General features: G+C 63.2%; 12 protein-coding genes. 6 read left to right on the top strand and 6 right to left on the bottom strand.

Features of this window, described 5'->3' with window-relative positions; all coding sequences use genetic code 11:
* Positions 1–25: 25 nt before the first annotated feature.
* The 3 genes from JQ558_RS25685 to JQ558_RS25675 all read right to left on the bottom strand — a co-directional run bounded on the left by JQ558_RS25685 (position 26) and on the right by JQ558_RS25675 (position 2,535).
* Positions 26–832 (bottom strand): enoyl-CoA hydratase/isomerase family protein, encoded by an 807-nt coding sequence (locus JQ558_RS25685; RefSeq protein ID WP_212295545.1) that lies wholly within the window; start codon positions 830–832, stop codon positions 26–28.
* 193 nt (positions 833–1,025) lie between these two features.
* The gene (locus JQ558_RS25680; protein WP_212206090.1) at positions 1,026–1,784 is read right to left on the bottom strand and encodes an SDR family NAD(P)-dependent oxidoreductase; all 759 of its coding nucleotides are present in this window, start codon (positions 1,782–1,784) and stop codon (positions 1,026–1,028) included.
* A gap of 85 nt (positions 1,785–1,869) precedes the next feature.
* Positions 1,870–2,535, bottom strand: coding sequence for a TetR family transcriptional regulator (locus tag JQ558_RS25675; RefSeq protein ID WP_212206088.1), 666 nt, complete (start codon positions 2,533–2,535; stop codon positions 1,870–1,872).
* A 147-nt stretch (positions 2,536–2,682) separates the two neighbouring features.
* Between JQ558_RS25675 and JQ558_RS25670 the strand changes: the two genes are divergently transcribed.
* The 3 genes from JQ558_RS25670 (at position 2,683) to JQ558_RS25660 (ending at position 6,962) form a co-directional block, all read left to right on the top strand.
* Positions 2,683–3,855 (top strand): acetyl-CoA C-acetyltransferase, encoded by a 1,173-nt coding sequence (locus tag JQ558_RS25670; protein ID WP_212275911.1) that lies wholly within the window; start codon positions 2,683–2,685, stop codon positions 3,853–3,855.
* A 210-nt stretch (positions 3,856–4,065) separates the two neighbouring features.
* Complete coding sequence (locus JQ558_RS25665; protein ID WP_212295544.1) at positions 4,066–5,604, top strand: acyl-CoA synthetase; 1,539 nt, start codon at positions 4,066–4,068, stop codon at positions 5,602–5,604.
* Between the two features lie 203 nt (positions 5,605–5,807).
* Complete coding sequence (locus JQ558_RS25660) at positions 5,808–6,962, top strand: alpha/beta hydrolase (RefSeq protein WP_212295543.1); 1,155 nt, start codon at positions 5,808–5,810, stop codon at positions 6,960–6,962.
* A 14-nt stretch (positions 6,963–6,976) separates the two neighbouring features.
* Here the strand turns inward: JQ558_RS25660 and JQ558_RS25655 are convergent, their stop codons facing one another.
* Positions 6,977–7,543, bottom strand: a complete 567-nt coding sequence (locus tag JQ558_RS25655; RefSeq protein ID WP_212295542.1) for a GNAT family N-acetyltransferase — start codon at positions 7,541–7,543, stop codon at positions 6,977–6,979.
* A 186-nt stretch (positions 7,544–7,729) separates the two neighbouring features.
* On the opposite strand from JQ558_RS25655, the gene JQ558_RS25650 reads away from it, so the two are divergent.
* Positions 7,730–9,202, top strand: a complete 1,473-nt coding sequence (locus JQ558_RS25650; RefSeq protein WP_212275917.1) for an amidase — start codon at positions 7,730–7,732, stop codon at positions 9,200–9,202.
* Positions 9,203–9,326: 124 nt separating this feature from the next.
* Positions 9,327–9,680, top strand: a complete 354-nt coding sequence (locus tag JQ558_RS25645) for a nuclear transport factor 2 family protein (protein WP_212206069.1) — start codon at positions 9,327–9,329, stop codon at positions 9,678–9,680.
* 149 nt (positions 9,681–9,829) lie between these two features.
* Here JQ558_RS25645 and JQ558_RS25640 read toward each other — a convergent pair whose 3' ends face one another.
* Positions 9,830–10,918: a Zn-dependent alcohol dehydrogenase gene (locus JQ558_RS25640; RefSeq protein WP_192737061.1), complete on the bottom strand. Its 1,089-nt coding sequence runs from the start codon at positions 10,916–10,918 to the stop codon at positions 9,830–9,832.
* 48 nt (positions 10,919–10,966) lie between these two features.
* Entirely contained in the window at positions 10,967–12,751 is a 1,785-nt protein-coding gene (locus JQ558_RS25635) for an acyl-CoA dehydrogenase family protein (protein ID WP_212275919.1), read from the bottom strand.
* Between the two features lie 186 nt (positions 12,752–12,937).
* Between JQ558_RS25635 and JQ558_RS25630 the strand changes: the two genes are divergently transcribed.
* Positions 12,938–13,642: an SDR family NAD(P)-dependent oxidoreductase gene (locus JQ558_RS25630; protein WP_212295541.1), complete on the top strand. Its 705-nt coding sequence runs from the start codon at positions 12,938–12,940 to the stop codon at positions 13,640–13,642.
* Positions 13,643–13,763: the final 121 nt, after the last annotated feature.

Below are 13,763 nucleotides of genomic sequence, written 5' to 3'. Positions count from 1 at the left end.
AATTCTATCCTTTGCGGATCTTATTCTAGCGTTTGATATAGACAGGCTTTCGCTTTTCAAGGAAGGCCCTGATGCCTTCGCTGAATTGTTCCGAGCGGCTGCACAGCACTTGATTACGGTCTTCCATCGCGATCACGGCTTCGATCGAGCCGGCATCGACGCTCATGTTGAGGCATTCCTTGGAGAGCCGGAGGCCCACCGGCGACGCCGTTATCATCGCCTCGACATAAGGTTCCGCTGCCGCATCGAGCGCGCCTTCCTCGACCACTTCAGACACGAGCCCAACCGCGAGCGCACGCTCGGCGCCGATGAAGCGTCCGGTCAGGATCAGTTCCGACGCCACGGAGACGCCAACCAGCCGCGGCAGGAAGTAACTCGTGCCGATATCGCAGCCGCCGAGGCCGAGCTTGATGAAGGCGCAGTTCATCCGCGCCGATCTGGTGGCGATGCGAATATCCGCCGCCAGCGCCAGCGCGAACCCGCCGCCGGCCGCGGCGCCCTGCACCAGCGCAATGATCGGCTGCGGGCAACGCCGCATCAGCATCACGATGTCGGCAATCCGGCGCTGCGAATCCAGCGACTCGGTGACGCCGGGCGGCTCCTGCTGCCCGGCCCGGCGCTTCATGGCATGCTTGAGATCGAGCCCGGCACAAAACGATGCACCGGCGCCCTTCAGCACGACCACGCGCGTGGTGCGGTTGCGCTGCAGGCCTTCGAAATAGGCATTCAACGCATCGATCATGTCGGGGTTGAGCGCGTTGAGGTTTTCAGGGCGATTGAGCGTCACCCGGTCGACCCCGTCGTGGTGTTCGATCAGCAGCGGTTGAGTCACGTTGTACTCCTGCATCCGCGAGCGCGGCGCCAGTTGCTGCGCCCTCTCCCCTTGTGGGAGAGGGCATCTCAGGCATTGGCCGTGCATTCGATGCGGTGAGGGGTTGGCTCCGCAATCGAACTTTCTCTGCGGATAGAACCCCTCATCCGGCGCTTCGCGCCACCTTCTCCCACAAGGGGAGAAGGAAGAATGCCTACCGCGGCGCCATGCGGATGGCGCCGTCGAGGCGGATGGTTTCGCCGTTGAGCATCGGGTTCTCGACGATGTGGACCGCGAGGTTGCCGTACTCGGAAGCATCGCCAAGACGTGCCGGATGCGGAACCTGCGCGCCGAGGCTCTTTCGAGCTTCCTCGTTCAATCCCATCAGCAGCGGCGTCAGGAACAGGCCCGGCGCGATCGTGTTGACGCGGATCTTGAGGCTGGCGAGGTCGCGCGCGGCCGGCAGCGTGAGGCCGACGACGCCGCCCTTCGACGCGGAATAGGCGATCTGGCCGATCTGGCCTTCATAGGCCGCGACGCTGGCGGTGTTGATGGCAACGCCGCGCTCTTCGCCGATCGGGGGCGCGGTGGCGAGCCGTTCGGCGAACAGGCGCAGCACGTTGAAGGTGCCGATCAGGTTGACGTTGATGATGCGAACGAATTTTGCCAGCGGATAGACGCCGTCCTTGCCGACGGTGCGCTGCGAGCCGCCGATGCCGGCGCAGTTCATCAGCACGCGCGCGATGCCGTGCGCGGCTTCGGCCTTGGCGATCGCGGCCTTGATCGCTTCCTCGTCGGTGACGTCGGCGTGCAGGGCAACGCCCTTCACTTCGGCGGCGACTGCTTCGGCGTTTTCCTTGTTCTGGTCGATCACGCCGATTTTCGCGCCCTTGGCGGCCATGGCGCGGGCGGTAGCGGCACCGAGTCCGGAGCCACCGCCGGTGATGAGAACGGCAACGTCTTGTAACTGCATGGTAACAACCTTTCCTTCCTTGTGCGTTTCTTCTCTAGATGGCGAATGGCGAATGGCGAGTAGCGAATGGATGATGAACCATTCGCTATTCGCTATTCGCTACTCGCCCATTCAACATTCCGCCGCAGATCAGCGCTTCCATGTGCTTGATGTATTGGCGGCAGACTTCGTCGGTCACCGGACCGACGCCGGTCGCGCGCGACATCGCGTGGCGGCCGAAGAACAGGTGATCGCAGGCGCCGACCAGGCTGGTGTAAAACATCACGGGATCGATGTTGCGGAACTCGCCCGCCTTGATGCCTTCGGCGAGCAGCCGCCGCTGGAAATCCAGCAAGGGCGCGACGAAGAATTTTGAAACCTCGTCGGCCGCTTCCGTGCTGCTTTCATGCAGCAGATAGTGGATCAGCCGGTTCATGTACGGGAATTGGTAATAGGCGCGGATGATGCCGCCGATATGCAGCTTGAGTTTGGCGGTCGGCGAGATCGGCTGGCTGATCAGATATTCGAGCTGCGACATTTCGGTTGCGGCATCGCGCGCCAACAGCGCCAGCAACAGGCCGTCCTTGTTGCCGAAATGATATTTCACCAAAGCGGCGTTGACGCCGGATTTCTGTGCGATGTCTGACAGCGACACCTCGATCGAGGCGCGCTCGATCATCAACTCGCTTGCCGCCACGAGCAGCTTCTCGGCGGTGGAGTTTTTGCCGGCCGTAAGTTTGGTCGGTATGCTGGTATTCAACCCTGATGCCATCACTGCCTGCCGGAAATCCGGGCCGCACATAAGCGCATGCCGCGGCTGCACTCAAGAGTTAATTGATTGATTGACTAAATCCCGGGCCGCCCCTTAAATCCGGCCATCATTCAATAGCCATCCAACAACAATTCAGGGAGAACAGACATGGCCGAGGCCTATATCGTTGCCACCGCTCGCACCGCCGGTGGCCGCAAGGGGGGACGTCTCGCAGGCTGGCATCCGGCCGATCTCGCCGCCTCCGTGCTGGATTCCCTCATCGACCGCACCGGCGTCGATCCCGCACAGGTCGAAGACGTCATCATGGGCTGCGTGATGCAGGCCGGCGAACAGTCCAACAATATCGGCCGCAACGCCGTGATGGCTTCGAAGCTGCCGGAGAGCGTGCCCGCCACCTCGATCGACCGCCAGTGCGGCTCCTCGCAGCAGGCGCTGCATTTCGCTGCGCAAGCCGTGATGTCCGGCACCATGGATTGCGTGATCGCAGCCGGCGTGGAGTCGATGACGCGGGTGCCGATGGGCCTCGCCTCCTCGCTGCCGGCCAAGAACGGCTTTGGTCATTACAAGAGCCCGGGGATCGAGAAGCTCTACCCGAACATCATGTTCAGCCAGTTCACCGGCGCTGAAATGATGGCGGAGAAATACGGTCTGTCCAAGGATGAGCTCGATACCTATTCCTACAACAGCCACCAGCGCGCGATTGCGGCGACGCAAGCCGGCAAGTTCAAGGACGAGATCGTCTCGCTGCAGATCACCCGCGCCGACGGCTCGACCGACACCCACCATATCGACGAAGGCATCCGCTTCGACGCCAGCCTCGACGGCATCAAGGGCGTCAAGTTGATCGCCGAGAACGGCAAGCACACCGCCGCCAGCGCCAGCCAGATCTGCGACGGCGCCTCCGGCGTGATGGTCGTCAACGAAAAGGGCCTCAAATCGCTCGGCGTCAAGCCGCTGGCGCGGATCCATCACCTCACCATGATGGGCGGCGATCCCGTGATCATGCTGGACGCGCCCTTGCACGCCACCAAGCGCGCGCTGGAGAAGGCCGGCATGTCGGTTAACGACATCGACCTGTTCGAGGTCAACGAGGCCTTTGCCGCCGTGCCGGTGGCGTGGCTGAAGACCACGGGTGCCGATCCTGAGCGGCTCAACGTCAATGGCGGTGCCATCGCGCTCGGCCACCCCCTCGGCGGCTCCGGCACCAAGCTGATGACCACGCTGGTCAACGCGCTGAAGCAGCGGGGCAAGCGCTATGGCCTGCAGACCATGTGCGAAGGCGGCGGCATGGCGAACGTGACGATCGTGGAGCGGCTGTAAGCTGTAGCCGCTGGCTGCAGATGTTGCGAATAAAAATGGTGTCGTCCCGGCCTTGAGCCGGGACCCATAACCACAGCACTTTGTGGTTATGCCGGGCTGGAGCTCCAGCCGATTTCAATAACTCAATTCGGTGGTAATGGGTCCCGGCTCCTGATGCGCAATTGCGCATTTGGGCCGGGACGACACCGGTGATTGTTTCAGGATTCTTCCATGACCCACCCGTCGATCTACGCCCGCACGCATCCGAACAAGATCGCCTACCAGATGGCGGGCACCGGAAAAGCAATCACCTATCGCGAGCTTGACGAACTCTCGAACCAGGGCGCGCATCTGTTCCGCTCGCTGGGCCTGAAGGCCGGCGACCACATCGCGTTCCTGATGGAGAACCGCCTGGCGTTCATGGAGATCTGCTGGGCGGCGCAACGCGCCGGGCTCTATTACACCGCGATCAGCCGCTACCTGACGGAAGACGAGATCGCTTACATCATCAAGGATTGCGGCGCCAAGGTCTTCATCACCACGCCGAAATGCGCCGAGAAGGTGCAAGGCCTGATCAAGGGCGAGCCGGGCGAACCGCTGTTCTTCATGGTCGACGAGCCCCAGGAAGGTTTCCGCTCCTGGGACAAGGAAGCGATTGCGCAACCGACGACGCCAATCGCGGACGAGGTTGCCGGCTACGACATGCTGTATTCGTCGGGCACGACCGGACGGCCGAAAGGCATCAAGAAGGCGTTCGAGGGCAACAGGATCGACGTGCCCAACCAGTTCCTGAAAGTCCTCTGCGGCGACATGTGCGGCATGAACGCTGACAGCATCTACCTGTCGCCCGCACCGCTCTATCACGCGGCACCGCTGCGCTTCAACATGATGGCGACCATCCTCGGCGGCACCTCCATCATCATGGAGTCCTTCGACGCCGAGGAATTTTTGAAACTGGTCGAAAAATACAAGGCCACCCAGTCGCAGCTGGTGCCCACCATGTTCGTGCGCATGCTGAAGCTGCCGGAGGAGGTGCGCGCGCGCTACGACGTTTCGACGTTGAAGGGCGCGATCCACGCCGCCGCGCCCTGCCCGGTCGATGTGAAAGCCAAGATGATCGAATGGTGGGGACCGATCCTGATCGAGTATTACGCGGGCTCCGAGGGCAACGGCGTCACCGTATCGAACTCGCAGCAATGGCTGAGCCATCGCGGCACCGTCGGCCGCGCCGTGGTTGGCAAGGTCAAGATTCTGGACGAGAACGACCAGGAAGCGCCCACCGGGCAGATCGGCACGGTGTACTTTGCGGATGCGCCTGTGTTCGCCTATCACAACGATCCCGAGAAGACGAAACGCGCCTACAACGAGCGCGGCTGGTCGACGCTCGGCGACGTCGGCTATCTCGACGACGAGGGCTTTCTCTACCTCACCGACCGCAAGAGCTACATGATCATTTCAGGCGGCGTGAACATCTACCCGCAGGAGACCGAGGACGTGCTGATCACCCATCCCGGTGTCGCCGACGTCGCGGTGTTCGGCGTGCCGAACGAGGAAATGGGCGAAGAGGTCAAAGCGGTGGTGCAGCCGCATGACATGGCCAAAGCCGGCAAGGAGCTCGAGGCCGAGCTGATCCTGTTCTGCCGCAAGCATTTGTCGCCGATCAAATGCCCGAAGAGCATCGATTTCGAGGCCGAACTGCCGCGCACGCCGACCGGCAAGCTGGTGAAGCGGCATCTGCGGGACCGGTATTGGCCGAAGCCGAAGGGGTAGGCTTCCTTCCCTTCTCCCCTTGTGGGAGAAGTGGCATAGGCGGCCTTTCGGCCGCCGTTCTAAGAACGCCGATGCTTTGCATCGGCTATGGCGCCGGATGAGGGGTCTCTATCCGCGGAGACAGACCCCTCACCCGTCCGCGATGCTTCCGCATCGCGTCCACCCTCTCCCACAAGGGGAGAGGGGAAGAAAGGCGAGAACCCATGGCTGATCTCCCCGACATCCCGCTCCCCTCCGGCATCCGCTCGCGTTACGTCGACGGTATCAACGGGCTGCGCATGCACGTGCTCGAAGCCGGGTTCGAAACCAAAGGCCGGCCCTGCGTGCTGCTGCTGCACGGCTTTCCCGAGCTCGCGTTCAGCTGGCGCAAGGTGATGCCGCAGCTGGCGACTGCCGGCTATCACGTGATCGCGCCGGACCAGCGCGGCTATGGCCGCACCACGGGGTGGGATGCCAATTACGACGGCGATCTCGCCTCGTTCCGGCTGACCAACCTGGTGCGCGACGCGCTCGGGCTGGTGTCGGCGTTCGGCTACAAAAGCGTCGATGCCGTGATCGGGCATGATTTCGGCTCGTCGGTCGCGGCCTGGTGCGCGCTGCTGCGGCCGGATGTGTTCCGGTCGGTCGCGCTGATGAGCGCACCGTTCGCAGGGCCGCCGGCGCTGCCGTTCAACACCGCGGATGCACCGGCCAAGCCGGCCGCGGAAGACCCCATCCATCGCGAGTTGGCGGCGCTGCCGAGGCCGCGCAAACATTACCAGTGGTACTATTCGACGCGCGAGGCCAACGCCAACATGCATCACGCGCCGCAGGGCATGCATGATTTCCTGCGCGCCTACTACCATCACAAGAGCGCGGACTGGAAAGACAACGCGCCCTATCCGCTGAAATCATGGACGGCGGCCGAAATCGCCAAACTGCCGACCTATTATGTGATGGATTTTGTAAAGGACATGGCCGCGACCGTCGCCGAGGAAATGCCCTCTGCCGCCGCCATCGCCGCGAACACATGGCTGCCGGACAGCGAACTCTCGTTCTACAGCGCCGAATATACCCGCACCGGTTTTCAGGGCGGCTTGCAATGGTATCGCTGCGGCACGTCCGGCGCGTTTCTGCCTGAATTGCAGACCTGGTCGGGCCGCACCATCGACGTGCCCTCGGCCTTCATCTCGGGCAAGCAGGATTGGGGCACCTACCAGCGCCCCGGCGTGTTCGAGGCTATGCAGTCAAAAGCCTGCACCAACATGATCGGCTGTCATCTCGTCGATGGCGCCGGCCATTGGGTACAGCAGGAACAGTCAGCAGAAGTCAGCCGGCTGCTGCTGCAGTTTTTGGAAAAGGCCAAATCTGTCAGCTAGCGGTTTGCGGCGGCTCATTTCGGATTCAGAGCATCCGCCGCGATCCGGCCGAACATTCGAAAGTCATGGAACGCGCCCTTGAACCAGGCTTTCTGCCGCATGGTGCCTTCATACTGAAAGCCTGACTTTTCCAGCACGCGGTCGGACGCGGCGTTGCCGGGCAACGTCCAGGCATCGATGCGATTGAGCCTGAACGTCTGATGTCCGTACGCCACCACGGCCCGCACCGCCTCCGTCATCAGGCCCTTGCCCCAATAGTCCGGATGCAGCTCGTAGCCGATCTGGCCGCACCGCCATTTCTTCTCGATGCTGTTGAAGCGGATCGCACCGGCCAGTGCCCTTGTGCCGCTGATCTCGATGATCCAGCCACAACCCTTGCCGGAGCCGTGGAGCCTGGACATCCAGCGCACGGACCGTTCGACTTGCGCCGTGGATGGTGCATCGGGCCAGTTGGAAAAACGCGTTACATCGGGAACCGACATCAGCGCCCGAAACGCTGGAACATCCTTTGGAGTCGCAGCCCGCAACGTCAGCCGCTTGGTGGACAGCGCGGGAAACTTTCGGTTCGCGGTCGGTGGCATGGATTCCTCGCCGTTTGATTTTTCTTCGGGAATTCAAGACGTGTTGATCGAGACTACAGCGCGAGCGGCGCGCTCGCCAATAGCTGTCAACAGAACCGCGCTGCCGATGTACAGCTATTGCTCTTGCGGCGCCCCGCCAAACTGAGCATCATCCGCGCCGCATCAAGAACAGACCGGGAGCAAGCCTTGGCCAAGTCGCAATGGAGTTTCAAGACCGCCGTCGAACTGTCGGCAGCGCTCGCTGCGAAAAAAGTTTCCGCCGTCGAGCTGGCGCAGGACGCGATCGGCCGCATCGAGCGGCACGATGCCAAGATCAACGCGATCTGCGTGCGCGATTTCGACAGCGGCCTCGCCGCTGCGCGTGCCGCCGATGCGGAACTGGCGCGCGGCGTCAGCAAGCCGCTGCTCGGCATCCCCATGACAGTGAAGGAATCCTTCAATGTCGCGGGCCTGCCCACGACCTGGGGCAATCCGGCACAGAAGGACTTCAAGCCAACCGAAGACGCGCTGCCTATTTCCCGCGTCAAGGCTGCCGGCGGCGTGATCCTCGGCAAGACCAACGTGCCGGTCGGGCTCGCCGACTGGCAGAGCTACAACGACATCTACGGCACGACAAACAATCCGTTCGATCTCGGCCGCACGCCGGGCGGCTCGTCCGGCGGATCGTCGGCGGCGCTCGCGGCCGGCTACGGCGCGCTGTCGCTCGGCTCCGACATCGGCGGCTCCTTGCGCGTGCCGGCCTTTCACTGCGGCATCTATGCGCACAAGCCGACCTTCGACCTCGTGGCCATGCGCGGCCACACACCGCCGCCCTTGCCGCCGCTGCCGTCCAATCGCGACCTTTCCGTGATCGGACCGATGGCGCGCGGCGCGGCCGATCTCTCGCTGCTGCTCGACGTGATGGCCGGCCCCGATCCGCTTGACGCCGGCAAGGGCTACAAGCTCGAGCTGCCGGCCGCACGCCACAACGCGTTGAAGGATTTCCGCGTGCTGCTGATCGATACCGATCCGCTGATGCCGACCGACAAGATCGTGCGCGGAACGCTGGAAGCACTTGCCGCCAATCTCGCCAAGGCCGGCGTCAAGGTCGAGCGGCAAAGCCGGCTACTGCCGGACTTCGCCGCATCATCCCGGCTCTATATGCGGATGCTGCTGTCGTTCCTCGCGGCGTCCTTTGCGCCCGAGGTCTATGCCGACGCGCAAGCTGCCGCGGCCTCACTTCCAGCGGACGATATGAGCCTTGGCGCCGAGCGCCTGCGCGGCATCGCGCTCAGCCATCGCGACTGGCTGATGGCCGACGGCGGGCGCGTGCGTCTGCGGGCGCAATGGCGCGAGCTGTTCCGAACGTTCGACGCCGTGATTTGCCCGATCATGCCGACGCCGGCCTATCCGCACGATCATTCAGCCGACCAGGAACAACGGCGCATCAGGATCGACGGCAGGGATTACGTCTATCCGGATCAGCTGGCCTGGCCCGGCATCGCCACCTTGCCCGGCCTGCCTTCCACCGCGATCCCGACCGGCTTCGCGCCGGATGGGTTGCCGATCGGCGTGCAAATCGTCGGCCCCTGGCTGGAAGACCGCACGCCCTTGAAGCTTGCCGAACTGATCGAGCGCGAATTCGGCGGGTTCAAGCCGCCGCCGATGTTGGATGATTGAAGGGCTAGCAACGGCAACACCGTCATTGCGAGCGTAGCGACGCAATCCATCGTGCCGCAAAGGAAGCATGGATTGCTTCGTCGCTTCGCTCCTCGCAATGACGGAATGAAATAGGGGAGACCCCATGAGTAACGACATCGAACAACTCACCACGCTGAACCGCGACTATATCGACTCGGTGCAGAACAGCGACGTCAAACGCTTCGATCAGATTCTGGCGCCGGATTTCTACTGCTCCAATCCCGACAAGTCGCTGGTCGACCGATCGGGCTTCCTCAAGCAGACCGCCGTTCCGGTGACGATCCGGAATCTGCGGGCCGAAGACGTCAAAATCCGCGTGCTCGGCGACTTCGCGATCATCCACGCTGCGACGCGTTATACGACGGCGGACGGGCACGAAGCGCAAGGACGGTATACCGATTGCTGGGCGAAGCAGAACGGGAAATGGCTGGCCGTATCAGCGCATGTGTCGCGGTAGGTGCCAAAACCGCAGGCGTCGTCCCGGCCTTGAGCCGGGACCCATAACCACCAGCGGCAATTGCTTTTGCACGCCTGGTCGTTATCTTCCTTGCTTAGCCACGTCCGCCGCGGCGTATGGGTCCCGGCTCAAGGCCGGGACGACGGATGCTACGCATCGAACATGATCACGCTTCGAACCGTCTTCCCCGCCTTCATGTTGGCAAAGCCTTCGTTGATCTCGCTCAGTTTCAGCTTGGCCGAAATCCAGTCTTCCAAATGCAGCTTGCCGCGCATGTAGAATTCGACCAGGCGGGGCATGTCGACGCGGAAATGGTTGGAGCCCATAGAGGAGCCCTGGATTCTGCGCTCGCGCAGGAAGTCGAAGCCGTGCAGCTCGATCTTCTGGCCGAACGGGATCATGCCGACGATGGTCGCGGTACCGCCAGCGGCCAGCATCGCGAACGACTGCTCCGCGGTCTCCTTGCGGCCCAGCACTTCGAAGGAATGGTTGACGCCGCCCTTGGTGAGTTCGCGTACCTGCTGCACGACGTCGCCATTGCGGGGATCGACGATGTCGGTGGCGCCGAGCTTGGTCGCCAGTTGCAGTTTGGCGGGATTGGTGTCGATCGCGATGATGCGGCCGGCGCCGGCGATCGCAGCGCCGTTGATCGCGGCCATGCCGACGCCGCCGCAGCCGATCACCGCGACCGTTTCGCCGGCGGTGACTTTGGCGGTGTTCACGACCGCGCCGTAACCGGTGATGACGCCGCAGCCGATCAGCGCGGCCAGTTCGAGCGGCATATCGTTGCGGATTTTGACGATGGCGTTTTCGTGCACCAGCATCTGCTCGGCGAACGACGACAGATTGAGGAACTGGTTGAGTTTCTCCGAGCGCGCCCAGGACAGCCGGTTAGACACGCCCGGCAGCATCTTCACCGTGGTGTCGGTGCACAGCACTGTGCGGCCGGTGGTGCAATTGTCGCAAGTGCCGCAGAACACCGATAGACACGTCACGACGTGATCGCCGGGCTTCACATAGGTGACGTCCGAGCCGACTTTTTCGACCACCCCGGCCGATTCATGGCCGAGCACGGCGGGCAGCGGATGCGGATAAAGCCCTTCCATGAAGTGCAGGTCGGAATGACAGAGGCCGGCGACACGCGTGCGGATCAAGACTTCGCGCGGACCGGGATTGGGCACGCTGACATCCTCGATCACGAGCGGCTGGTTCACTTCATGCAGGACGGCGGCCTTCATCGGGTACTCCCTTGATTGTTATTCTTGAATATCAGCGTGGCCGGCAGCCTACGCTGCGGTGAGCAATTCGCCAACCTCGGCCATCCCTACCGCGCGTTCGCCGAGCAGGTGCTCCGTGATCGCGCGCTGCGTGGCATTTTCCGCCAAGCGGAACGGATCTGACGCAGAGACCCGATGATCGATCACCATGCGCGAAAGCAGCAGCCGTCTGGCGTCGCCGCGCATCTCATGGATGCGGCCGCCCTCCCATGCCAAGGCCACGGCGCTGGCGACATGATAAAGCAGGCTGGTGGCACGCCGCGCGTCGCCCTCATTGTCCGACTTGCTGGCGACCTCGCGCGCAAAACCAACCGCGCGATCTGTCAGTTCGCGCAGGCGGCTGCGCCAAGCCTGCGGCACATTGGCGCTGTCGTCGAGGCGGGCATGGAGATCGGCTGATAGCGCCGCGTCCGCGCCGTGGCGGCCGACCGCGCGCTTCAGCGCATCGATCGCGACGATATTGCCCGTACCTTCCCAGATCGAACCGAGATGTGCATCGCGCAGCAATCGCGGGGTGGCGAATTCCTCGATGTAGCCGATACCGCCGCGCATCTCGAGCGCATCGCCGCACACCTTGCGGGCATCCCGGGTGGCGCGGAATTTCAGCGTCGGCGTCAGGATCCGCAGCAATGCTGCCGCGTCCTGGCTGCCGGCTTCGGCGCGATCAAGCGCGTCAGCGGTGAGAAAACTCATCGACAACGCCTGTTCGGTCGGCAGCATGATCTTCATCAGCTGCCGCCGCGCCAGCGGCAGGTCGATGATGCGCTGGCCGAACACCACGCGATTTCGCGCCACCGTCATCGCGTCATGATGCGCGCGCCGCATTAGCGCGGTGGATTTGACGCCGTTGGAAAGCCGCGAGGAATTGACCATCTCGGCCATTTGCACAAAGCCGCGATCGAGCTTGCCGACGGCATAGGCAATCGCGCCCTCCAGCTTGATCTCGCCCGAAGCCATCGAGCGGGTGCCGAGCTTGTCCTTCAGACGCACGATCCGGTAGTGATTTTGCGACCCATCCTCAAGCCGCCGCGGCATCAGGAACAGACCGACGCCACGCGTGCCGGGCCCTGCGCCTTCCGGGCGCGCCAGCAACATCACCACTTCGGCGTCGGCATTGGAGCAGAACCATTTTTCGCCATGCAGCCGCCAGTGATCGCCCTCCTGCACGGCCGTCGTGGTGAGCGTGCCGACGTCGGAACCGCCTTCCTTCTCGGTCATGAACTGGCCGCCCTGGGTCAGCTTGCTCATGTCGGTCTGCGTCAGGCCGTCGAGATATCGCGCCTTCAGCGCCTCGCTGCCGAAATTATTCAACAGCTTGGCGCAGCCGTCGGTGACGTTGATCGGGCAGCCGAGGCCGAACTCGGCCTGATTGAACAGGAACGTAAAGGCGTGCTTGGCGACGACAGGATATTTGTCCGGCCATCCCATGATGCCCTTGCGGATCGACAGCGCGTGAATGCCGAACTCGCCGAACGCGGCCTTCTCCAACTCGCGATAGGCCGGATGATATTCGATATACTGGGAATCGCGGCCAAAGCGGTCGCGCTGATGCAGCACCGGCGTGTGCCGATCAGCCAGCCGTGCGCATTCGTCGAGGTGACCGCCGGCGAGTTCGCCAAGCCGGTCGAGATGCGGTTCGATGTGGCGAAACAACGCCTCCGGCAGATGCAGCCGCAGCAGATCGGTCAGCGCCGGGTCCGCCCGGTAGAAGTTCATGCCGGATGTGTCCGGCGCAAGCAATCCCGGCTTATCGGCCGCGGCCGTGCTGCGATCGTGCGTGAGAGGCTGCTGCATATTTATCTCTTGTTCGTTCCGCCCGATATTGATCATCTACCGATAACGCCGGCGATCAAGCCGTCAACAAGCATAATTGGAGGGGCACCCCATGGCGGACGGGTATCAGCCTCGCCATGACCTGACGGTTGTCTGGCGGAATTACGCCCCTAAATACCTGTTCCCGGTCATTTCTGGAGAGCCGCCATGCCGACCCCGCCAACCTACAAAACCGCCCTGATCGTCGGTGCCGGCGAGGGATTGAGCGCATCGCTGGCGCGATTGTTCGCCCGGGAGAAAATCCGCGTCGCGCTCGCCGCCCGCAAAATCGAAAAGCTCGGCGCGCTGTGCACCGAAACCGGAGCCCGCGCCTATGCCTGCGACGCCACCAATGCGGACGACGTCGAACGGCTGTTCGGTCAGGTCGAGCGCGAGATCGCGACACCCGATGTCGTCGTCTATAACGCCAGCGGGCGGGCACGCGGCCCCTTCACCGACCTGGTGCCGGCCGACGTCGCCAACGCGATCGCGGTCAGCGCCTTCGGTGGTTTTCTCGTGGCGCAGCAGGCGGTGACGCGCATGCTGCCGAATAAACATGGCGCGATCCTGTTCACCGGCGCTTCCGCCAGCGTCAAGGGCTATCCGCAATCGGCGCCGTTCGCGATGGGCAAGTTCGCGCTGCGCGGCCTCGCCCAGAGCCTGGCGCGTGAACTATCGCCGCAAGGCATTCACGTCGCGCATTTCGTCATCGACGGCGGCATCCGCAGCGCCGCGCGCGCCGAGCCCGCCGATCGGCCTGATTCGATGCTCGACCCTGACGCCATTGCGTTGAGTTACTGGAACGTGCTGCAACAGCCGCGCAGCGCCTGGACCTGGGAGCTGGAATTGCGGCCGTGGGTGGAGAAGTTTTAGGGAATGCGTAGGGTGGGCAAAGGCGCGCTTGCGCCGTGCCCACCATCTATCGCCGGAATGAGCGTCAATGGTGGGCACGCTTCGCTTTGCCCACCCTACGAAGAACAATAACTGGGGGAAT

The sequence above is a fragment of the Bradyrhizobium sp. AUGA SZCCT0160 genome (genome assembly GCF_018130105.1).
Lineage (GTDB): Bacteria > Pseudomonadota > Alphaproteobacteria > Rhizobiales > Xanthobacteraceae > Bradyrhizobium.
This window is presented reverse-complemented; position numbering and strand designations above follow the sequence as displayed.